The sequence below is a fragment of the Paenibacillus sp. J31R34 genome (genome assembly GCF_059383715.1).
This window is the reverse complement of the sequence record NZ_JBXENU010000013.1, coordinates 36,825-58,357: the sequence shown is the minus strand read 5'-3', so window position 1 is coordinate 58,357 and position 21,533 is coordinate 36,825. Positions and strand designations below refer to the sequence as shown.

The following is a 21,533-nucleotide window of genomic DNA, read 5'->3' as shown; positions in this document are numbered from 1 at the left end:
TCAATACACGAATATAACGTCTCAAATGGTTCAACTCCTTGGATATACTCTTAGCCTTAACATTAGCAGAAGTTACGGAGAATAACTGCTGACTTAACAATTACGTCAACAATTCGTCTTTTTTTCGTAATAGAAAGTTCACTAGTTCGACAATTGTCATTCACTGGCTCTCAGAAAAACGTGACTTTATCTAAGATGAAGCGGCTGTCACCGTCCTTTGGCGGTTTGCGCGGGCTAAGGCTTGTCCCTTCACATGAATCTTATCGTCATAATTGTAGCTACATTAAATAGGCTGAAAAAAATAAAAAGCCCCACTGTCAATTCGACGGTGAGACTTTAAATTGTGCTTTCTCCATTGTGGTGCTGCTTCAATACGGTTACTTGTGTTCTTCAGCCTGCGCCCGTCTTGCATGAACAAGGCCAATTGCAGTGCCGATTGTGTAAATAAATACACTGCCGACCATAAATCCGAGCCCGACCATAAGCCAAACGTTCTTGTCGCTGAAGTGGCTGAGATTTATTAAGCAAAGGACTACGCCTATAGAGAGAACGGTCCAAGCGATGATGGTCATTGCGGTTACCAAACGTTTCACACTAGCTGCAGTTGCTGATTTAACGTCGCTGATTGTTGCTGTTTTCGTTGTCATTATAAACACCCCGTTTACTTGTAAGTGCTTTCTTGAACTTATTATAACACACTTTATGCAATTTGTTCAAAGAAAATTCACGATTTGATCAAATTTTCGACAAAATTAGGTGAAGTAGCTTTACTTTTAGGTTTTCGTCTTAGTTGTGCTGCCACCAGCGTTTCAAATCATTCCACCATGGTTTTCGTTCTTCGGCTGTTTTGCTCTCATCTGTTCCCTGAACGGAGGAGTCGCCGGGATCGCCAGAGGCTTCGCCGCACACTTCAACAGGCTCAGTGCCTTTGACGAAATATTCGAGCTGTTTCCCCGAACAGGTGGCTTCTGCAACTCTGCCGCTGGCTGGATCGACGTAGACGCTGACGACATCTGCGGGTATTGGGAAAATTTTTGGCGGAACCGCTGATAGCGCCTGCTCCGTATAGGCTGCGAAAATCGGCGCTGCGTGGTGCGCTTCGGCCACGGTCAGCTTGCGGCCTTTGTCAAAGCCTGTCCACACCGCGGTAGCAAGCTCTGGCGTATAGCCAACCAGCCAAGCATCATTAGCAGTCGTTCCCGTTTTGCCGGCAACGGGCCGTTTGATCATGGCGGCCACGCGATTTCCGGTGCCTCCGCTCTCGAAGACGCTTTCCATCAGGCTGGTCAATACGAACGCATTTGCGGGATCAACAATCTGCTGGGCCTGCTGCTTCGCTTCATATAAAATGTGTCCGCTGCGATCCTCGATTCGCATGATGGCGATCGGCTCTATCCGCTTGCCTCCGTTCGCCAGCACAGCGAAAGCGGAGGCCATCTGGTAAGGGCTGACCGGGAAGGTGCCCAGAGCGAGTGAAGGCAGCGGGCTCATGGGGCTCGTAATGCCCAGCTTGCGCGCCGTCTCAATTACTTTGTCCGCGCCAACCGTCATAATGGTATCTACAGCGTAAATGTTATCGGAGCTGGCAATCGCTTGCCGCATCGTAATAAAGTCGTTGGTGTACTTGTCATTGTAATTGCTGGGCTTATATACTTTGCGTCCCTCATCGTAGATGAAGGAAGTGGGCTCGCTCTTGAATCGTGAAGCAGGCGTTAAGAGGCCGCTTTGGAGCGCGGTCAAATAAACAATCGGCTTGAACGAAGAGCCGGGCTGGCGTGTATCGGCAAATACACGATTAAATTGATTATTTTTGTAATCGCGCCCGCCAACCATCGCTTTAATGTAGCCATTGCGCGGATCGAGCGAGATGAGAGCTGCCTGCTGCCCTTCGCTGCCCGACAATTCCTTGTCGATGGCGGTTTCGGCAGCATTTTGCGCCACAGGATCAAGGGTTGTATAAATCGTAATTCCGCCCTCGTTCAGCAGCTGTTCGTTGATGCCAAGCTTGTCCACGGCCAAATACTTCACATAGTCGCGAAAATACGGCGCGAATCCGCTCTGGTTGCCGGCTCCAAGAGGCTGAAATTGCAGCAGCTCTTCATAAGCCTTATCCGCCTCCGACCTCGAAATCACGCCATCCTCCGCCATAATGGACAAAATGGTAAGCTGCCTGTCCTTGGCGTTTTTCATATCCATGTACGGGGAATAATATTTGGGCCCCTTCGGTATGCCCGCCAGCATGGCACTTTCGGCGAGCGTCAATTCCGATGCTTTCTTATTAAAATAGAGCGAAGCTGCCGCCTCAATGCCATAAGCGCCATGGCCGTAATAAATTTGGTTCAAATAAAGGCTCAAAATTTCATCCTTGGAATAATGCATCTCCAGCTGCATGGTGTAGATCGCTTCCTTGAATTTGCGCTGCCACGTTTTCTCATGCGTCAAATACAAATTGCGGGCGAGCTGCTGCGTCAGCGTGCTGGCCCCTTGCTTGGCTGATAACGAAACGGTATTTGCTACAATGGCGCGCCCCAATCCTTTAATATCGAAGCCGGGGTGGTCGTAGAAGCGCCTGTCTTCAATAGCGATGGTCGCCTTCACTAGATTGGGGGAAATTTGATCGAGCGGAACCGAACGGCGATTTTCGCCAGTATGGAATGTATCGATAACCTGACCATGCAGGTCGAGCATTTGAGAGGTTTGGCTAATGGATGCTGCGGGCAGCGACTGCATGCTTAAATACAGCAGAGCGCCTACAAGGCAGGCGGTCAGCAGCAGAAACAGCGCGGCGATTCGCCCCGCCCATTTTTTAAATCGATGAAAGGCCGTAGGCTGCTGGACCATGCCAGGCGTTTGCTGCCGGGATACTTGCTGTGCGGATGCTTGGGCCGCTTGTGGGCGCCTCATTCGGTTCATGCTTGGACGCTGGTGGAGTTTAGGGAAAAACCGCTCAGAAAACGCGGAAAGCTTGCGTCTTAAGGACGGCTTGACGGGCTTGATTTTGTGCTTGTTCATGGAGCGTGCTCCCTTCGGATGAACGATCATTCCTCTTTAGTATGGAAAAAGCAGGGAGGCTATATTCATCCTATGTTAGCGGAGTGTTAATTTTTTGGGCGGATATGGTGTAAAAGGTTGCTTTTTGACCTCGTTCTACTATAATACAGATTGAACCATTGACGGAAAGAAGGGATATCACGCTATGGAATTGTGGTACACGGAGAAACAAACGGACAGCTTCGGCATTACGGCGAAGATTACAGAAACTTATGTTACGGAACAAACGGACTTTCAAAAGCTCGATATGATTGAGACGGAAGAATTCGGAACGATGCTCGTATTGGATGGCATGGTTATGACGACAGTTAAGGATGAGTTCGTTTACCACGAGATGGTGGCGCACCCGATCCTGTTCACGCACCCGAACCCTGAGCATGTGCTCGTTGTGGGCGGCGGCGACGGCGGCGTTATTCGCGAAATCATGAAACACCCTAAGGTGAAAAAAGCAGTCCTCGTTGACATCGACGGCAAAGTTATCGAATATTCGAAAAAATATTTGCCAACCATTGCTGGCGAGCTGGACAACCCGCGCGTAGAAGTTATCGTGAATGACGGCTTCATGCATATCCACGATCACAAAAACACGTATGATGTCATTATGGTTGACTCCACAGAGCCAGTTGGCCCTGCAGCTAACCTGTTCACACGCGGCTTCTATCAAGGTATTTACGAAGCGCTGAAGGAAGATGGCATTTTCGTTGCACAGACAGACAACCCTTGGTTTAAAGCTGATCTGATCCAAAGCGTCAATAAAGATGTGAAAGAAGTGTTTCCAATCGTGCGTGTATACGGTGCGAACATTCCTACGTATCCAAGCGGCCTGTGGACATTTACGCTGGGCAGCAAAAAATACGATCCGCTTGAGGTTGACGAAGCGTCAATCGCCGAGATCGATACGAAATATTACACTCCGCGCCTTCACAAAGCGGCATTCGTGCTGCCTAAATTTGTGGAAGACCTGATTAAATAAGCAAACGTACAGAAAGCGAGGACAAGCCCTCATGAAACTCGATCAAAAATATTCCGGCAACGTCTTCATCCTGAGCTCTGAGGATTATGCGGCTTCCAAAGCGGTAATCTACGGCATGCCGATGGATTTTACCGTCAGCTTCCGTCCGGGCTCGCGCTTCGGTCCTCCGCGTATTCGCGAGGTATCGATTGGCCTGGAAGAATACAGTCCGTATCTCGACCGCAGTCTGGAAGAGATTGAATACTTCGACGCAGGCGACCTGCTGCTGCCATTCGGCAACGCGGCACGCAGCCTCGAAATTATCGGCGAATTTGTTCGCGGCGTTCTGAACGATGGCAAAATGCCAGTTGGAATGGGCGGCGAGCATCTCGTATCGTGGCCGATTTTCCAAGAGGTATATGCGAAATATCCGGATCTTGCGATCATTCATTTTGATGCGCATGCGGATCTGCGTGAAAGCTATGAAGGCGAGCCTTTGTCGCACTCCACGCCGCTGCGCAAAGCAGCAGGACTGCTTGGCGGCAAAAACATTTACCAATTCGGTATTCGTTCGGGCTCCCGCGAGGAGTTCCAATATGCCCGCGAGAACATTAATTTCCACCCGTTCGAGGTGCTGGAGCCTTTGAAAAAAGTGCTTCCGGAGCTGGCAGGACGTCCGGTTTACTTGACGATCGACATCGATGTGCTTGATCCTTCGGCAGCGCCGGGCACAGGTACGGCAGAAGCAGGCGGCATTACATCGAAAGAGCTGATCGAGGCAGTTCACGCTATCGCAGCTTCCGGTGTAAACGTTGTTGGCTGCGACCTTGTAGAGGTAGCGCCTGCTTATGACCCAACGGAGCAAACGCAAATCGTTGCTGCGAAGGTCATTCGCGAAATGCTGCTTGGTTTTATTAAGTAGCATTTTTAGCTTCGCTTTGTATGTTTTGGTTTGGTATTGTTAAATGAAAGAGCCTGTATTGCGATATCTATATCGCAATACAGGCTCTTTTATGTTGACTGAGATCCAATAGCTAATAGATTCTGGAAAGTGGCGATTTGATAAAATTAAAGTTAGAGGTCAAACTTATAAAAATTTCCTATTTTACTTTATTTTTTTATTAGGAAATTATATAAAAAGGTAATTAAAATTTATATAACCAAATTTTAATCAATTTAAATAGTTACACTATTTGACATGTGAAAATTTACATTGTATAATTATGGAGTTATAAAGTTGCTGTCTAATTTAAGCGTTTTCTTTTCTGTTTAAAGGGATTTAATTTTATATAAGGGAATAATATGATTAATTAGATTGATGCTATATTTTAAGTTTGGATAACCGTCTAATTTCTAATTATTAAACAATTATATGAATAGGCTCAAGTAAATTGGCTGAAAAGTATCTCTCTTAAAGCAAGAGAATTGTTTGAAGATCAAGATAGTAACTCTTAATTTCTATGAAACGCTGGCCAGCTTTCATTAATAAAAACTAGGGGTGATATTTATGAAACAGCATAAAATATTTATGATTGTTCTAACTATAATTTGTTTGGTTTTTGTTGTTACACCTGTTTATGCTGAGAATGCTGAGATTCAAGTTGTCAACGAGGGTCTAGTTACTATTTCTTATGAAGATGCAACTAATATAGATCCGTTTATAGAGGTTACTAAACTTGATACCATACTAAAAGAACAATATTTCAAAACGACCAGTTATGACTTAGAACAAGCTGTTTCGGATTATAACGCAGAAAACAAAGTCTCACTCAAATCTGCTAGTTATTGTATGTCCCAGTGTGAAGAATCTTATCGAACAGGTATTCTTTCACAACGACAAGGAGATGCTTTGGCTGTTAGTACTTTTTATGGGTATCATTGGAATAATCTTCTTGGAGCTGTTCATTGGACGGGCGTTGGTGGTTCAACAGCAGGATTTTGGGAAGGGGGCGGTACAGCTCAAATGATGAGAATTGATCATACCCTGTCTTTCTCAAGTGCATCAATTAATTTATCTACTTCTCCTGGCTTCTCTGGGAGCGGTTCAACAAGCACGCTGACAGGTGTGGCTGTGATTAATAAAAATTATCATCAATCTAGTTTTGCAGGTACAAGTGCATCGAGCTTATTATATTTAGGGCCAGCAACACATGAGGGCTCTGTATTCGTCAGAACCCCATGGGGTTCTGATTTAAGGCCAATGGCCTCTGTTACAATAGATTAATAATAAGAGAGCTAGCAGATGTACTGTTAGCTCTCTTTCATTACAATCTTAAAACGAAATAGGAGATATGATGAGAACTGTATTGAAAAAAATATTAATCTTGTTTTTTTCTTTTAGCATTGTTGTTGGATGTGTTAATCATGATGATATTAAGGAAGTGAATGATCAAAGTACCAGAATTAAAATAAGTAAACTGAACAATTTGGCAGGGAAAATGAATTTATATAGTGGTGGTTATTCAGCGCAGCCAATTCAAAACCAATTTGGATCGCTTTACTCAACATATTTTATTGTGGATACACTAATGAAAATAAATTATAATTTTTCTGAAAACGAAAGAGAGTCAATGAATCAATTTCTTGATAAAGAGTATGACAATTTATTGAATGAAAGTAATACTAATCTTATCTTTGATTTATATTATTATGTTGCGTTGAACTCAATATTTAATATAAAAAACAATAATCATAAAAATGAAATTTTGAATTTATTGAAGAATTTGAAATCTAAAAGCGGTAGTTATTATTATGGATATTCAGATATTGAGGTGGATGATTTTCCAGAGATCAATAAAATTTCCGCTACATATTACGCAGTGAAGATCGAAAAATATTTAAATATGAAACCAGACATACAAACAATTAAATGGAGTGAAAATATTTTAAATGAATCGCTGAAGAATAAAGTGGATGTTAGGTTCATTTCAGTTTTGCTTAAATTAGGGGATGAACTAGAAATCGATTATGATAAGAGATCGATTCAGGATTTATATAAAGATGATATTTCTCAAATACTTTTAGAGAGCAATCAGTTACTTGAAATGGATGTGGTTATTGAATTAGCGGGGCATTTAGACAGAGAGTATGAGCCGGATGAGTTTTTTTGGGGTAAAATAAATCGAAGTCAAAATGGAGATGGTGGCTGGGGTTATGATCTAAGCGGATTTTCTGATGAACAGGCAACGAATATAGTAGTTAAAATTCATGATCATTACAACAGAGAGGTAAAAAACATTGAAACTATAAAGGACTTTCTTTTAGAACAAAGAAGTTTTTTTGGCGGATTCTCCCCCATGTTTAAAAGTGAATTTGATATTAATAGTACTTTTTATATTTTGTATCTAAATAATAAGTATGGTGTGGAAAATGAAGATACCGAAAAAATAAAGGGATTAGTAATTAAAGGTTTGAAGAATTATCAAGAATTATCTTCTATAGATAAAAATAGAATATTATTAATCAGTGATATTTTAAAATTCGATATTCCTCATACTGAATATATCAACAGTCAAAAATGGGGGTTATCCGAGGGTGTTTCTGATGAAACGTTAATATCAGCTTTTTATTATTCGGAGATTCTTTCGGAATATAAGGAGAAAGACCTTTATTTTGAAAAAAATATAAAAAAATATATGAATGAGGATGCAATTAAAGATAATTTTAATTTAAACATTTATTTAGTTGTTGAAAATATAAAATTATCTTTTCAATCTATAAATCCAGAAGAAGTGATGAGGGTTTTATATAAAAATAATTTAGATGTTAAAAGATCTATGGAAGGTACAGAAGGGATGTTTCTTATTAGTAATTTGCTTTTAAATATAAAAAGAGAGGAAATTTCTGATAAAGATCTGTATGATTCATTATTAAAAGAATTGAAACAAAAAACAATAGAATTAGAAAAAATGATTGTTTCTTTGGATACTCCTTTGAATCTAGCTGACTTATATTATTTTGAAAAATTAACGGAAAACTATCTAATTAGCCGTAATACGTATTAAACAATATAAGAGGAAGGTGAGCAATTGATGAGGAAGAAAATGGCTTTGTTTCTTGCGATCTTATGTTTAATGGTTGTTGTTGTGATTTACAAAGGAATTCCGATAAATCAGCCTGCTAAAATTGATTCTGCTGCTGCATCTATTTTTATTCAAGAAAATTATAATTCGGAAAAATTCGATTATATTTCTAATTATTTAACGCCTGATAAGCTTTATTTTTATACATTTATGTTGAATAAAGAGAAGAATGAAAAGGTATTATCATTGGTTACACGTAATGAAGATGGATATAATGTATCGCTTGAAAGTATTTATCAAAATAATAATTCAACAATTGATGTGTTGAAGCTAGGTGAAGGCTTTTATACGAATGTGATTGATATAAATGATGAGAAGATTAAATATCTAGAAGTTACCGATTCCAGTGGAACAACCTGGGAGGTGAAGAATATTGAGAGTGAATCCTTATTTTTCAACGGAGAGATTCTACTTATTCGCGGATACGATGAGGAAAATTACAAAATATTTCACAGTTGTTATGAAGAGAATTTTTGTGAAAGTAAGAATTTTTGAGAATGTGGCTAACCATAAGGGAGTGAAATGAGAGAGTATACTTCTCACTAATTAATAAGAGGTATATTTCGAAGCACAAAACGGGTACTGCTATTTTTGTAGAGCAGTACCCGTTCTTTGATTATAAATGCGATTGAATCGCTTCGCGAATTTTCATCATCGTGCGATTCAGATCAAGATTTTCCAGCACATGCTCGCATTGCTTGCGGTAGACGACCTCTTCGGTGTAAATCGACATGTAGCTGTTGATGACCTCTGCAGGAAGTCCCTTCGCCTCCAGCCGCTCAATGACCGTGCGTTTTTCTACGTACAGGAAGATGCGGACAACTTGCTCGCCGTACAGCTTCTTGATTAGCGAAGCGCCATCGCTGTTGAGAATCATGTACACATGCTTGCCCTCGCTCAGTAAATCAGTGAGCTCATGAGTGCGGATACCATAATGATGCTTATGGATAACGGCGGTTTCAATAAAATCGCCGCTTGCGTTCATGCGGTCAAAGCGTTCTTGCTCAATATAATGATAGTCGCGGTCAGGCGGCTCAGAATCTCTTGGAGGGCGTGTTGTGTAAGAGCTGACATGCTTGATGCCAAGTTCCTTGCCAATCCGGTGAGCCATCGTTTTTCTTCCAGATCCGCTAGTACCGGTAAAAATGAAGATATAAGGTCCAGCCATAGCCTGTCGCCTCCTTCTCCGTATGAAAATATAAGGCTTCTATAAGCCTATCGCTTATAAAGTCTTACATTTATGAAGGATAACATTCGACAAAAATCGTGCGAATCCTTCTTTATAGAAGTAGTCGCTATGTTAATATTCAATAAATTGGTAAAAAATTACGATCCCGGCGGCTCTAAAATTTGGCCGATGAGATAAGCAATACGGAAGCGCAAATTGTCGTTGTCATTTCGCAGCTTGCGGCCTGTAAGCTGCTCGCATTTTTCCAAGCGGTAAATGACGGTATTGCGATGTACGAACAGCTGCTTGGCCGTTTCGGCGATCTGGCAGTTGTTGCTGTGGTAAACGACGAGCGTTCGCATCAGCTCGCTGCGCTCTTTGTCCTCCAGCCGGTTCAGCTCCTTGAACATGTCGTTGTGAAATTTTCTCAGCTCCTGAGCCGGCAGCAAGCGAAGCAGATCCGTAAGCTCCTTGGCATGGTAAAACTGCACGAACCGGCGCTTGCGGCTGGTGAATGCTGTCTCCCAGGCGTCAACCGCTTCCTTGTAGGTCGCTGGAATGTCGGTCAGCTTCTTGACCGGGTTGCCAATGCCGAAGGAGACGGCGATGCCTGTGCTTTCGAATACCTGATCACTGATTCGAGCCAGCAGCTCTGGTGCCACCGTCTGTGCTTCCTCGGGCTGGAAGGTGAGCAGGAGAACAAGCCAGCTTTTCTTGCTGAAAATGATAAAGGACAGCCCCTGCTCCTTGAAAGCGACCTTGAGGCTGTCATACAGCTCCTCATAGTCGGCTAGCTGCTGTTCTTCAAACGGCTTTGCTTTGAATGATGCTTGGAAAACGGCTTTGGATGCTGTGGTGGTGGTGGCGGGTTCATCAGCGCTGCTATCTGGCCTTGCCACAATACACAAGGAGGAAGTGGTTCCAGCGTTCAGGCCATACCGTTTGCCGCGGCGCAGCATTTCCTGCTCGGAGGTGACGAGGCCGTCTACAAAATCCGAAAACAGATCATTTTTGTAGCGCCGCGACCGCTCCTTGACCGCCTGCGTCTTCAGCAGCTCAAAGCTAATGACGTTGGCAGCCTGTTCCATAGCGAGCGCCGGAAGCTGCTGGAGCTGGTACGAATGCTGGAGTGAGACGAGAAAGCCTTGCGGCTGATACGTCTTGATTGGATGCACGGCAACATGGTTGAAGGTGCCGGGCTCGGGGGCAGTCAGGCAGAAGATGGCTTCCTTGTCCTGTGCGCTCAGCGAGCCTACTGCCAAGGAGATTTGAGGGAGCATGCGGGAATACGGCTCTTTCTGAAAATGGGACGAAGCCGAAACTAGCGTAAGCCTCGAATCAAACAGCAGCGTAGGGCTGCCCAGCAGCGCCGAAAGTTCCTGAACGATTTCACGAATCCCCTGCCCCTTGAGCACAATATTGGAAAAGTGGCGATGGCTCTCCAGTGCGTATCGCAGCTCATCGGTCTGCTTCTCCAAAATAAAGCCCAGCGATTGATTGAGTATATCGCCAAGCGACACATCAAGCGACAATTCAATAAGCGGGAATTGCAGCTCATTCGCTCGGGCGATAGCGGCTTCCGGCATTTCGGCAAGGAAACGCTTCGTTTTGATTCCGAGGCCTGCACAGCCGACGGCGGCCATTGAAGTGATTAGCGCGACGAGATCCTGCGGCGTATCTTTAAGCGCATAAGCAGTCGTGACGAGCAGCTCATGCGGCTTAATATAATGAATGATATCCGGGGCATCCATCAAATTGACGGTGCTGACCTTACGGTTTAGTCCGGCGTGCCCGGCAGCGACCGTCGAGCCGGAGAGGGAAGGTATTTTCAATAGATCGGCTAAAATCATCGGTTCCGCTTCCTCGCTCTCTTCATGTGAGAATAGATAACGCGAATATATCATTTTTGCAGCTGAAAAACAATGAAAATAAGTTAATGTAACCAATGAACGGTTATATCATTAGTTAAGTTGAACAATGACTTGCTCGTGTGTCGGTGATTATAATGAAGGTATGTTAGATAAACTGTGCGATTAGAAGAGGATAGGAAGCGGATTAGCGTCAGGAGGAGGTGGCAGCATGAGTGGCAGCGGATTGGGAACGGTAAAAGAGCGGGAAGCGTTAATTTCTTCGCTTGCTGAAGAGTTGGAACAGCTGCTGGTATGGTTGTCCGGTTACGGGAAGCAGGAAGGCGGCGGGGTGACGCGGCTGTTGTATTCCGAAGCGTGGAAGGAAGCGCAGTTGGCGCTTGCTGAACGAATGCGTGTGAGCGGGCTTATGCCTTCCTTCGATCAGGTGGGCAATTTGTATGGCAGGCTGGAGGGAACTGGCGGTACCCTACCCTCTATCCTGACTGGCTCCCATGTCGATACGGTCAAAAACGGCGGCCTATACGATGGCGCGTTTGGCATAGCGGCAGGGATTATAGCGCTGAATTATTTGAAAAAGCATTATGGAGCACCTAAGCGCAGCCTGGAGGTTGTATCCTTTTGTGAAGAGGAAGGCAGCCGTTTCCCCATTGCTTATTGGGGCTCTGGCAGTGTGACGGGCCGCTTTAAGCTGAGTGATGCGGAGGGCGTAGCCGACACGGATGGTATGCGGCTGGAGGATGCAATGCGGCAGGCTGGCTTCGGTGCTGAGGGAAGCGATGCTGGCAGAGGAGAGGCTGGACCGAGCAAAGCTGAGCGGCGCGATATCGCGGCTTTCGTGGAAATTCACGTGGAGCAGGGAATTGTGCTGGAACGCGAGCGGCTGCAAATCGGAGTCGTTGAGGCGATTGTAGGCCAGCAGCGCTATACGGTAACGGTGACGGGCGAAGCCAATCATGCGGGAACGACACCGATGGTTTGGCGCAAGGATGCAATGCGCGGCGCGAGCAAAATGATTGATTGGCTGCTGGATGCCGCTGCTCAGCAAGGGGCTCCGCTCGTAGCGACGGCAGGCTATATGGAGGTTCGTCCAAATGTAACGAATGTCATACCGCAGGAAGTATCCTTTACCGTTGATATACGGCATACGGATGCACAGGTTCTAGCGTTGTTTTGCGGCCAATTTCATGAGCGCTTTGGCGAAATCGCCGCCTCCCTGGGGCTTGAGCTGCATATTAAGCATTGGATGAATACGGCTCCGGTCGGTATGGATGAACAGCTGACTAGGCAGGTGGAGCAAATTTGCGAGCGAAATGGCATTGCTCACCGCCGCATGGTCAGCGGAGCGGGGCATGATGTGCAGGAGCTGCAAAGCATTTGCCCTTCAGCAATGATTTTTGTTCCAAGCCGTGGTGGAGTTAGCCATTCGCCGCTTGAGCATACCGATTCGCTGCAGCTTGCAGAAGGGACGGCCGTGCTGATAGAGCTTTTATACCAACTTGCCTATGGAGAGGGTTCGCTATGAAAAAATATAAAGATTTATCCCCTACGCCGCGTACGATTATGACTCCGGGTCCGGTAGAGGTTGACCCGCGTGTGCTTCGGGCGATGTCTTATCCGATTTTGGGGCAGTTTGACCCCGAATTTACAGGTCTGATGAATGAAACGATGGGCATGCTTCGCGAGCTATTCCAGACGGAAAATGAGTGGGCGTTCCCGATCGATGGCACATCGCGCTCCGGTCTGGAAGCGGTGCTGACGAGCGTCATTGAGCCGGGCATGAAGGTACTGATTCCGATCTATGGCCGCTTCGGTCATCTGCTTGCGGAAATTTCCGAGCGCTGTGGGGCAAATCTAGTGATCTTGGAGCAGGAGTGGGGTCAGGTGTTTGACCCTGATGAGGTCATTAGAGCGATTAAACGCGAGCAGCCTGCTGTCGTGGCGATGGTGCATGGCGAAACGTCGACGGGGCGCATACAGCCGCTGGCAGAAATCGGCCGAGCGTGCCGGGAGCTGGATGTGCTGTTCATTGTAGATGCGGTCGCGACGATTGGCGGCGTTCCGGTAGAGACGGACAACTGGTGTATTGACGCTGTCATTGGCGGAACGCAGAAATGCTTGTCCGTCCCTTCGGGCATGGCGCCAATTACGTATAACAGCCGAATTGAGCGGCATATCATGCAGCGCAAGCGTATTGAACGTGGGCTGCGTGATCCGGGCGAACCGCTGTCCCAGCTGGGCCGGACGATTCGGAGCAACTATTTTGACCTCAGCCAGCTTCAGGATTATTGGAGTGCAGCGCGGCTGAATCATCACACGGAAGCGACATCGATGCTGTATGCGCTGCGCGAAGGGCTGCGGATTTTGCTGGAGGAGGGGCTGGAGGCGCGTTTTGCCCGCCATCTGCTTAATGAGCGTGCGCTCGTCTCCGGCATTGAGGGAATGGGACTGGAGCTTTATGGCGATCCGGCATGCAAGCTGCCTGTTGTCACCTGCGTCGTTATTCCGGACGGCGTGGATGGTGAAGCAGTCCGAGCGATGCTGCTGGAGCAGTTCGGTATTGAAATTGCCAGCTCGTTCGGTGTATTGAAGGGGAAAATATGGCGGATTGGCACGATGGGCTATAGCTGCCGCAAGCAAAATGTGCTGCAGGTTCTCGGCGCGCTTGAAGCTGTCCTGACCTATTATGGTGTGGGTGTTGCAAAAGGCGCTGCTGTGCAGAAGGCACTCGCTATTTATCGGGAAGCGGAAGCTGGCAGCGGCTTGCATTAAGTCTTCCAGTCGGTGCCTGCTGAGCTGGGAGAGCATTTGTCCCGTTGGGGGCAGGGGCTCCTGCCCGTGTAATTGCAATCGCTTGGCATAGTGAATAGAGTAGGAGTCCGCCCATTGTGGCGGGCTTTTTTCTATTTGATTGTGTTAGCGAGTTTTTTCTACCTGGACAGTATGAAGCTGGTTGCGTTTGTGCTGAGGCTAGCGGACAAGTGGGGTAGGTTTGTTGAAGGTTTGTTATAAAATGTGTTGTTATCTAACATGACTAAAAACGAGGCATTCTTTTTGGTTACTATAGACAATGTAAAAAATCTGCATTCCCCTTATAATGATGTTAGTAAATGATACTTGATAAGTTATGAAACATAACATAATAGGGGGATTAAAGGATGGAACAAACTAAAAAATCGCGTCAGCCATTTTACAAAGGACTATTTTTTCAAATTATGCTGTCAATTGTGGCAGGTATTGCGGTTGGATACTTGTGGCCTACGTTCGGCGTAGCCCTGAAGCCTGTCGGGGACGGCTTTATCCGCCTTATTAAAATGGTCATTGCGCCGCTCGTTTTCGTTGTTGTTGTGCTGGGCATTGCTAAGGTGGGCAACATTAAGACGGTAGGGCGGATCGGCGGGAAGACGCTGCTTTATTTTGAAGTTATCACGACGCTTGCACTCATTATCGGGATGGTCATTGCGAATCTAATGAATCCCGGCGCTGGCATGAACATTGATCCGGCAACGCTATCGACTGACGGTGTTGAGCAGGCGACGAAAAACGGCCATTTGCCTAGCGGCTCGGAGTTTTTCCTCAACATTATCCCAGAGAGTGCTGTAGCGGCATTTTCAACGAATACTATGCTGCAGGTATTGCTGGTTTCCTGCTTCGTTGGTTTTGCCATTGTACATATCGGCGGCCGTACGTCTGAGGTTCTAGTCGATTTTCTAGACCATGTAAGCAAAGTTATCTTTCAAATTATGGGCTATATTATGAAGCTTACTGCGCTAGCTACATTTGGCGCGATGGCCTTTATGGTCAGCCAATATGGCGTTCAGACGCTGATGGCATTCGGCAAGCTTTTCCTTGCCATGACGGTCGCGTGTGTGCTGTTCCTGCTCCTGCTGGCTGTTGTCATGCGAGTGTTCGTGGGCATTAGCCTATGGAAGCTGATCATGCTGGTGCGGGAGGAAATCGTATTTGCCTTTGCCACAGGCTCGACGGAGGCGGTTATGCCGCAGCTCATGAACAAATTTGAAAAAGCGGGCTGTGACCGCGCTGTAGTGGGACTAGTTGTGCCGACAGGCTATTCGTTTAATTTGGATGGCGCCTCCATCTATCTTTCGCTTGCTGTAGTGTTTTTGGCGCAGGCGACAGGCGTAGATCTCGGTTTGAAGGAGCAGCTGGTGCTGCTTGGCGTGCTATTGCTTACCTCGAAAGGGATGGCGGGCATTCCGGGCTCGGCATTTGTAGCCTTATCCGCTACTGCGGCAAGCACAGGCTCTATATCGATGGCTGCGGTTGCGCTCATGCTGGCGCCTGACCGCATTATGGGCAACTTCCGGACGACGGTCAACATTATTGGCTATTCGGTCGCGACGTTTGTAATTGCTCGCTGGGAGGGGCTGCTCGATAAGGGCCTTGCGCAGCAGGCCATGCAGCGCAAGGTGGTGGCTGAGGCTCCGGGTATGGTTAAGAAAGCACCGGTTGTCAGCAAATAAACGATTGAGGCTCCGGGGCTGTTTATGCATGGATAAGTGAGGTCTGGTGGTAATTGGAGGGGGAAGCGGAGAAGCTATGCTTGCCCCAGCTCAGGGTCCGAAAAAAAGCACAGCGAGCGGTGAAAATATAAAAATATACCAGCTGAGCAGAAGGAAGTTGACCATTGCGATAGCTGCGCACCAACTGGATTGTTTCCTAGCTTGGAATGGGCCGAATAAGCTTATGATCGAGCCTGCTAGGCTGCTTGCAAACCCAATAAGCCACTGCGAGCCGAACAGCTGTTGTTTTGTTATTAAAAAATAGACGGTTAAAAGTGCCATACATGCGGCTAATAAGGTAAGTGTGCTGCGTGCTTTGCTCATTTGATCAGCTCCTTATCTTTTATTTTAGAAAAATAATGCGGATTGAAGAAGTACTAACTTTGTGTAGTACTTCTTTTTAGCGTGTCTTTATTTGCGCGCGAGATATTTCCCTTCAAAAATGCCATAATAGAAAAAAAGCTGGCAGGGGGTGACAGAGCGATGACAGAGCGTGTTTATTCTTTTCCACCCGTCATTGATGAGCGGGCCCGCGTGCTGGTGCTGGGGACGGCGCCGAGCGTGAAATCGCTGGAGCATCGCCAGTTCTACGGTCATCCGCGGAACTATTTTTGGGGAATGGTGTATGGGTTGTTTGACGCTGGAGCACCGGAAGAGGATTATCCGAAGCGGCTCGCTTTTTTGCAGGAGCATCGGCTGGCGGTGTTCGACGTCATTGAATCCTGCGAGCGCGAGGGCAGCCTTGATGTGAACATTAAAGATGAGAAGCCCAATGATCTGCCAGCGCTGCTGGCGCAATATCCGGGGCTGCGCTGCTTTGCATTTAATGGAACGAAGGCGTACGATACGTTTCGAAAATATTTTCGCGAGCATCCGGCGTTTGACTCGCTCGCGCTGCTCAAGATGCCGTCAACGAGCCCGATTCCGACGCAGAAAATGCGAAACCTTGAGGACCGGATCGAAGCGTGGCGCGGCATTATTCCTTTTTTGGAAAAACAGTAATCGCCCTTAAGCGTTGAAATTGCAGGGATACGTGTATATAGTAGAAGCATACGTTAAGACTGAAAATACAGGAGCACGAGCATGTCAGAAAGAATGAACGTCAGCATTAAGCTGGAAAGCAGGCAGGATGGCGCTGTTCAGGTGGGTGAGCACCGCGGAGAGCTGTTTCGCAAGGACCGCTCGCTTTATATCCGCTATGAGGAAACGGTCGAAGGCGAAGCGAATTCGGAGCCAATCAGGTCGCTTATTCGCTATCGCCAAGGCGAGCTGCTTATTACGCGCCGGGGAGCGGTAGATTCGGAGCAGCTTTTCGCTATTGGCGGCAAGCGGGCTGGACGCTATCGGTCCCCATTTACGTCTTTTCAAATGGAGACGGAGACGGGGCAGCTCGCGCTTCAGGCGGAGGGCGCTGCTGCGGGAGAGCTGGCGGAGCCTCCTTTTACAATAGAATGGAAGTATGATTTGTGGATCGACGAGCATTTATCTGGCCGATTTCATATTCGGCTGCATATTCAGGGGGAACAGTAACGATGAGTGGAAATGTATTAGAACGATTGTATGAGCAGGTAAAAGCGGCTATTGCCGATGCGGCAGTAGCGGGCGGGCTCGCAGCACGGGAGGAGCTTCCGGCATTCGTGCTGGAGGTGCCTAAGGATAAAGAGCATGGCGATTTGGCGACCAACGCAGCGATGCAGCTGACTAAGCTGGCGAAGAAAAATCCGCGGATGATCGCCGAAACGATTATCGCGAATCTCGACTATGCGAAAGCATCGATCCAATCGGCTGAAATTGCGGGACCAGGCTTCATTAACTTCCGTATGGACAAAAGCTATTTGTACAGTGTTGTTGGCGAGGTTGTCTCAGGCGGGGACAACTATGGGCGTACGCAAATCGGCGCAGGCAAGCGCGTAGAGATGGAGTTCGTCAGCGCGAACCCAACGGGCAGCCTTCATCTTGGACATGCACGCGGTGCGGCGGTTGGCGATGCGCTGTGCAACGTGCTTGAATATGCGGGCTATGAAGTGACCCGCGAATATTATATTAACGACGCCGGCAATCAGGTGAACAACCTGGCAAAGTCGATTGAAGCGCGCTACCAGCAGGCGCTGGGCAAGGAAGCGGAGATGCCGGAGGACGGCTACCACGGCGCGGATATTATTGGTTTCGGAGGGCTGCTTGCTGAGCAGGAAGGCGATCGTCTGCTGAGCCTCAGCACGGAGGGCCGTCTGGAGTTTTTCCGCAGCTTCGGCCTGGAGCGCGAGCTGGACAAGATCAAGCATGATCTTAATCGCTTCCGCGTCGGCTTCGATATTTGGTACAGCGAAACGTCGCTTTACAAGAACGGCAAGGTTGAGCAGGCGCTGGAAGTGCTCAAGGAAAAGGGTCATGTATACGAGGAAGAAGGCGCAACCTGGCTCGATACGATGCCTTTCGGCGACGATAAAAATCGCGTGCTCGTCAAAAATGACGGCTCCTACACCTATTTGACGCCCGACATCGCATACCATATGGACAAGTACAGCCGCGGCTACGACCGGATGATCAATATCTGGGGTGCAGACCACCACGGCTACATTCCGCGCGTTAAAGCGGCGATGGAGGCGCTTGGCAACGATTCAGGCAAGCTGGTCGTATTGATTGCCCAGATGGTCAGCCTGTTCCAGGACGGCGAAAAGGTGAAAATGTCCAAGCGTACCGGCAAAGCGGTAACGATGCAGGATTTGATGGATGAGGTAGGCGTAGACGCCATTCGTTATTTCTTCACAATGCGCAGCATGGACTCGCATCTGGATTTTGATATGGATCTCGCGATTTCGACATCCAACGAGAATCCGGTGTTTTATGTGCAATATGCGCATGCGCGGATTTGCAGCATTTTCCGTCAGGCACAGGAGCAAAGCCTTGCGCTGCTGCCGCTTGAGCAGATCGACCTCAGCAAGCTGACGTCGGAAGCCGAATATGACCTGCTGCGCAAGCTCGGAGAGCTGCCGCAGGAAGTGGCGGAAGCAGCGGAGCAGTATGCGCCGCACCGCATCGTTCGCTATGTATATGAACTGGCCTCCCAGTTCCACAGCTATTACAGAGCAGAACGCGTTATTACCGAAGACGCGGCGCAGACTCAAGCACGCCTTGCGCTGCTTGGTGCTATTCGCACCGTCATTGCAAATGCGCTTCGCCTCGTAGGTGTTTCGGCTCCACAACAAATGTAATATTACCCATGCAGACAAAGATCAGTCTTTGCGGCAGCGGTAGCAGACAGCTACTCGTGCCGCAAGGGCTTTTTTTTCAAAGAAATGGAGCATAATACGGTTTAAACGCGCTGTGCCGCCAGAGGATGGCAACAGCCGTTTCACCTTGAAATATAGGAAAGGATATGATTATCCATCCATTCTCTACATTTCTCGGACTGAAACGCGCTGTGCCGCCAGAGGATGGCGACAGCCGTTTCACCTTGCTTTAACCAAGGTATGCTATTATACTAATTGTCGAAAATGGACAACATCATAGAGAGCGAGGGAAAAGTCATGAGAGGCGATGAGTCCGATTTGCCTATTGTATCGATTGTCATGCCCTGCTATAACGAGGAAGAAGCGCTGCCGGAAACGGTAAGACAAATGTCCCTGCTGCTGGAACGGCTGGTGAAGGAAAGAAAGGTGTCCGAGCAGAGCAAAATGCTGCTTGTAGATGATGGCAGCCGCGATAAAACGTGGTCGCTTATTGATTCCTTCCACCGGAGCAACCGTTTTGTGAGCGGGCTGAAGCTTTCTCGTAACGTTGGGCATCAGCGGGCACTGCTGGCGGGCTTGTTGACGGCGAAGGAATATGCGGATTGCATAATTTCCATCGATGCCGATTTGCAGGACGATATTACGGTGATCGACGAGTTTATTGAGAAGTACAAGCAGGGCTACGAGGTCGTGTACGGCGTACGCAACAAGCGGACGACCGATACGATGTTCAAAAAGTTCAGCGCGCAATTTTTCTACAAATTAATGATTAAGCTTGGTGTCAACGTCGTTTACAATCATGCGGATTACCGGATGATGAGCAGGAAGGTCGTTGATAAGCTGGAGGAGTACCAGGAGGTCAATCTGTTCCTGCGCGGCATCATTCCCACCATCGGCTTCAAATCCGACAGCGTGTATTATGATCGTCTGGAGCGAACTGCTGGCGAATCGAAATATCCGCTGAAAAAAATGCTCATCTTCGCATGGGAAGGCATTACCTCCTTCAGCGTTTCTCCTATCCGCGCAGTATCGGTTGTCGGCTTTTTCATGTCGGTGATGAGCCTTTTGTTCGCCCTTTATGTATTCGTACGGCATTTGCAGGGTAACACGGTATCCGGCTGGAGCTCGATGATTCTTTCGATTTGGTTCATTGGCGGCATTCAGCTGCTATGCATTGGACTAATTGGCGAATATATCGGCAAAATTTACATTGAAACGAAGAAAAGGCCGAAATACTTCGTTGAAACAGAGCTGCATAACGTTGTATTGGCGGAGCCGAAAACGAAAACGCAGCAATTACAAGAGACGAGGTGACGAATGGAATCGCTGCTGCTTAAAGCAAAATCGAACACACAAGTTTTGATCTTCCTGCTTTCCTTGTTTGTCATCACGAGAATATTGCTTTATTTTGCAGGCTTTCTCGGCATGAATCTGTTTCCGAACTATCAAGTGCCGCCAGACTATACGGTCGTACAGGGGCATGATTTCACATCGAGCCAGCTCTCGATCCAGACGGATATTTCACAGCTGAAGAAGCCGAGCTTTGAGGATTTAAGGAAATTTGACAGCGTATGGTATTTGGGTATTGCCGAAAATGGCTACGATACGTATAACATCAATGAACCGCATCCTAGTGCAAATTGGGTGTTTTTCCCTTTATACCCTTTGTTAGTCTTCCTGGTGGAGTCTATTTCTAAATATGATTCGACGGTCGTGGGATCGGTTTTATCGAATTTGTTTTTGCTCGTATCGCTATTATATTTTTATGGCATTTGTTTGAAAAGAGGGCTGAAACAGGAGCACGCCCAAGTTGCGGTGCTGCTGCTGCTTATTTTTCCGACCGCCATCTTCTATGCCGTGCCTTATACGGAGAGCCTGTTCCTCATGCTGTCGCTTATAACCGTATATTATGCGATGCAAAAGCGATATTTTCTCGCGTTTCTGTTCGGGGGCTTGTCCGCTGTGACGCGCAATTTGGGCTTCGTCAACTTGTTTTTCGTTGTGGGGACGCTGTTGATTGAACACAGGCTGTACCGTTTCAAGTGGAAGGACGCGAAATATTTAGGTTATGCTGTTATTTCAGCACTGCCGCTGGCCAGTTATCTATTGTATATGAAATGGCTCACGGGCGATTTGCTGGCTCCGATTACCGAGCAAAGCATCAACTGGTATCGCAAGACGGTTGCTCCATTTTCAAACTACATTCATTTTATCCAAAAACCATATTTCTCAGGAAATGGCGGCTGGGAAAATGGTCTGCTTGCCTTTATCATTGCCAATGCCGTCCTCGTCATTTTTGTTGCCTTTCTTATTATGCGCTGGAAAGATATTCGCCGTAATGCACATGAATGGCTGTTTTTTGCATATGGTCTGCTGCTTATGCTCATTCCGTTCGCCAGCGCCGAATTTTTGCAAAGCATTCCACGCTATGTCATGGTCGCGTTCCCCTTCTATATTTATTTTGCGGATGTGCTGAAAAATAATAAGCCGCTGCAAATGTTTTATTTCATGATGTTTTTCCTGCTTCATATTGTGTACGCGATCTGCTACTTTAATGGATATTTTTTCGTTGTATAAATTTATGGAAAAATAATTTGACGAAATTTGCGATCAAGGTGTACAATAACACCATATTACATTGGCTCATACTTTATACCTA

The 21,533-nt window shown here is 47.1% G+C and carries 18 protein-coding genes; 13 read left to right on the top strand and 5 right to left on the bottom strand.

Features of this window, described 5'->3' with window-relative positions; all coding sequences use genetic code 11:
- Positions 1-377: 377 nt before the first annotated feature.
- Complete coding sequence (locus tag AC50YG_RS27565; RefSeq protein WP_473758674.1) at positions 378-647, bottom strand: hypothetical protein; 270 nt, start codon at positions 645-647, stop codon at positions 378-380.
- Positions 648-786: 139 nt separating this feature from the next.
- A complete protein-coding gene (locus tag AC50YG_RS27560; RefSeq protein WP_494831762.1) occupies positions 787-2,841 on the bottom strand; it encodes a transglycosylase domain-containing protein in 2,055 nt (684 codons plus the stop codon).
- 355 nt (positions 2,842-3,196) lie between these two features.
- Between AC50YG_RS27560 and speE the strand changes: the two genes are divergently transcribed.
- The 5 genes from speE (at position 3,197) to AC50YG_RS27535 (ending at position 8,580) form a co-directional block, all read left to right on the top strand.
- Complete coding sequence (gene speE / locus AC50YG_RS27555; protein ID WP_341280444.1) at positions 3,197-4,024, top strand: polyamine aminopropyltransferase; 828 nt, start codon at positions 3,197-3,199, stop codon at positions 4,022-4,024.
- Between the two features lie 31 nt (positions 4,025-4,055).
- Positions 4,056-4,925: an agmatinase gene (gene speB, locus AC50YG_RS27550; protein ID WP_046229589.1), complete on the top strand. Its 870-nt coding sequence runs from the start codon at positions 4,056-4,058 to the stop codon at positions 4,923-4,925.
- 585 nt (positions 4,926-5,510) lie between these two features.
- The gene (locus tag AC50YG_RS27545; RefSeq protein ID WP_494831628.1) at positions 5,511-6,227 is read left to right on the top strand and encodes a hypothetical protein; all 717 of its coding nucleotides are present in this window, start codon (positions 5,511-5,513) and stop codon (positions 6,225-6,227) included.
- Positions 6,228-6,297: 70 nt separating this feature from the next.
- On the top strand, positions 6,298-8,007 hold the full coding sequence (locus tag AC50YG_RS27540; RefSeq protein WP_494831626.1) for a hypothetical protein: 1,710 nt from the start codon (positions 6,298-6,300) through the stop codon (positions 8,005-8,007).
- A gap of 27 nt (positions 8,008-8,034) precedes the next feature.
- Complete coding sequence (locus AC50YG_RS27535; protein ID WP_494831624.1) at positions 8,035-8,580, top strand: hypothetical protein; 546 nt, start codon at positions 8,035-8,037, stop codon at positions 8,578-8,580.
- Between the two features lie 121 nt (positions 8,581-8,701).
- On the opposite strand, the gene AC50YG_RS27530 is transcribed toward AC50YG_RS27535, so the two are convergent.
- Together AC50YG_RS27530 and AC50YG_RS27525 are read right to left on the bottom strand one after the other, a co-directional pair.
- Positions 8,702-9,253 (bottom strand): guanylate kinase, encoded by a 552-nt coding sequence (locus AC50YG_RS27530; RefSeq protein WP_056035029.1) that lies wholly within the window; start codon positions 9,251-9,253, stop codon positions 8,702-8,704.
- 158 nt (positions 9,254-9,411) lie between these two features.
- Positions 9,412-11,103 carry a PucR family transcriptional regulator gene (locus tag AC50YG_RS27525; RefSeq protein ID WP_494831622.1) on the bottom strand — a complete coding sequence of 564 codons (1,692 nt, stop codon included), beginning with the start codon at positions 11,101-11,103 and terminating at the stop codon, positions 9,412-9,414.
- Positions 11,104-11,332: 229 nt separating this feature from the next.
- On the opposite strand from AC50YG_RS27525, the gene allC reads away from it, so the two are divergent.
- The 3 genes from allC to AC50YG_RS27510 all read left to right on the top strand — a co-directional run bounded on the left by allC (position 11,333) and on the right by AC50YG_RS27510 (position 15,605).
- Positions 11,333-12,646, top strand: coding sequence for an allantoate deiminase (allC, locus tag AC50YG_RS27520; RefSeq protein WP_494831620.1), 1,314 nt, complete (start codon positions 11,333-11,335; stop codon positions 12,644-12,646).
- Complete coding sequence (locus AC50YG_RS27515) at positions 12,643-13,893, top strand: pyridoxal-phosphate-dependent aminotransferase family protein (protein ID WP_494831618.1); 1,251 nt, start codon at positions 12,643-12,645, stop codon at positions 13,891-13,893. Before allC ends, AC50YG_RS27515 begins: the two co-directional genes overlap by 4 nt.
- A 386-nt stretch (positions 13,894-14,279) precedes the next feature.
- Positions 14,280-15,605, top strand: a complete 1,326-nt coding sequence (locus tag AC50YG_RS27510; RefSeq protein WP_494831616.1) for a cation:dicarboxylate symporter family transporter — start codon at positions 14,280-14,282, stop codon at positions 15,603-15,605.
- A 90-nt stretch (positions 15,606-15,695) separates the two neighbouring features.
- On the opposite strand, the gene AC50YG_RS27505 is transcribed toward AC50YG_RS27510, so the two are convergent.
- The gene (locus AC50YG_RS27505; protein WP_494831613.1) at positions 15,696-15,968 is read right to left on the bottom strand and encodes a hypothetical protein; all 273 of its coding nucleotides are present in this window, start codon (positions 15,966-15,968) and stop codon (positions 15,696-15,698) included.
- Between the two features lie 159 nt (positions 15,969-16,127).
- Between AC50YG_RS27505 and AC50YG_RS27500 the strand changes: the two genes are divergently transcribed.
- The 5 genes from AC50YG_RS27500 to AC50YG_RS27480 all read left to right on the top strand — a co-directional run bounded on the left by AC50YG_RS27500 (position 16,128) and on the right by AC50YG_RS27480 (position 21,451).
- Positions 16,128-16,646 (top strand): DNA-deoxyinosine glycosylase, encoded by a 519-nt coding sequence (locus tag AC50YG_RS27500; RefSeq protein WP_494831611.1) that lies wholly within the window; start codon positions 16,128-16,130, stop codon positions 16,644-16,646.
- An 81-nt stretch (positions 16,647-16,727) separates the two neighbouring features.
- Entirely contained in the window at positions 16,728-17,174 is a 447-nt protein-coding gene (locus tag AC50YG_RS27495; protein WP_473758681.1) for a YwiB family protein, read from the top strand.
- 2 nt (positions 17,175-17,176) lie between these two features.
- The gene (gene argS, locus AC50YG_RS27490) at positions 17,177-18,856 is read left to right on the top strand and encodes an arginine--tRNA ligase (protein ID WP_494831609.1); all 1,680 of its coding nucleotides are present in this window, start codon (positions 17,177-17,179) and stop codon (positions 18,854-18,856) included.
- A gap of 315 nt (positions 18,857-19,171) precedes the next feature.
- The gene (locus AC50YG_RS27485) at positions 19,172-20,188 is read left to right on the top strand and encodes a glycosyltransferase family 2 protein (protein WP_494831607.1); all 1,017 of its coding nucleotides are present in this window, start codon (positions 19,172-19,174) and stop codon (positions 20,186-20,188) included.
- Positions 20,189-20,191: 3 nt separating this feature from the next.
- Positions 20,192-21,451 carry a mannosyltransferase family protein gene (locus AC50YG_RS27480; protein WP_494831603.1) on the top strand — a complete coding sequence of 420 codons (1,260 nt, stop codon included), beginning with the start codon at positions 20,192-20,194 and terminating at the stop codon, positions 21,449-21,451.
- The last annotated feature ends 82 nt before the right edge of the window (positions 21,452-21,533 follow it).

Coding starts and splice junctions, on each gene's coding strand:
- AC50YG_RS27565 (WP_473758674.1), bottom strand. CDS start 647: ATGACAACGAAAACAGCAACAATCAGCGACGTTAAATCAGCAACTGCA.
- AC50YG_RS27560 (WP_494831762.1), bottom strand. CDS start 2,841: ATGGTCCAGCAGCCTACGGCCTTTCATCGATTTAAAAAATGGGCGGGG.
- speE (WP_341280444.1), top strand. CDS start 3,197: ATGGAATTGTGGTACACGGAGAAACAAACGGACAGCTTCGGCATTACG.
- speB (WP_046229589.1), top strand. CDS start 4,056: ATGAAACTCGATCAAAAATATTCCGGCAACGTCTTCATCCTGAGCTCT.
- AC50YG_RS27545 (WP_494831628.1), top strand. CDS start 5,511: ATGAAACAGCATAAAATATTTATGATTGTTCTAACTATAATTTGTTTG.
- AC50YG_RS27540 (WP_494831626.1), top strand. CDS start 6,298: ATGAGAACTGTATTGAAAAAAATATTAATCTTGTTTTTTTCTTTTAGC.
- AC50YG_RS27535 (WP_494831624.1), top strand. CDS start 8,035: ATGAGGAAGAAAATGGCTTTGTTTCTTGCGATCTTATGTTTAATGGTT.
- AC50YG_RS27530 (WP_056035029.1), bottom strand. CDS start 9,253: ATGGCTGGACCTTATATCTTCATTTTTACCGGTACTAGCGGATCTGGA.
- AC50YG_RS27525 (WP_494831622.1), bottom strand. CDS start 11,103: ATGATTTTAGCCGATCTATTGAAAATACCTTCCCTCTCCGGCTCGACG.
- allC (WP_494831620.1), top strand. CDS start 11,333: ATGAGTGGCAGCGGATTGGGAACGGTAAAAGAGCGGGAAGCGTTAATT.
- AC50YG_RS27515 (WP_494831618.1), top strand. CDS start 12,643: ATGAAAAAATATAAAGATTTATCCCCTACGCCGCGTACGATTATGACT.
- AC50YG_RS27510 (WP_494831616.1), top strand. CDS start 14,280: ATGGAACAAACTAAAAAATCGCGTCAGCCATTTTACAAAGGACTATTT.
- AC50YG_RS27505 (WP_494831613.1), bottom strand. CDS start 15,968: ATGAGCAAAGCACGCAGCACACTTACCTTATTAGCCGCATGTATGGCA.
- AC50YG_RS27500 (WP_494831611.1), top strand. CDS start 16,128: ATGACAGAGCGTGTTTATTCTTTTCCACCCGTCATTGATGAGCGGGCC.
- AC50YG_RS27495 (WP_473758681.1), top strand. CDS start 16,728: ATGTCAGAAAGAATGAACGTCAGCATTAAGCTGGAAAGCAGGCAGGAT.
- argS (WP_494831609.1), top strand. CDS start 17,177: ATGAGTGGAAATGTATTAGAACGATTGTATGAGCAGGTAAAAGCGGCT.
- AC50YG_RS27485 (WP_494831607.1), top strand. CDS start 19,172: ATGAGAGGCGATGAGTCCGATTTGCCTATTGTATCGATTGTCATGCCC.
- AC50YG_RS27480 (WP_494831603.1), top strand. CDS start 20,192: ATGGAATCGCTGCTGCTTAAAGCAAAATCGAACACACAAGTTTTGATC.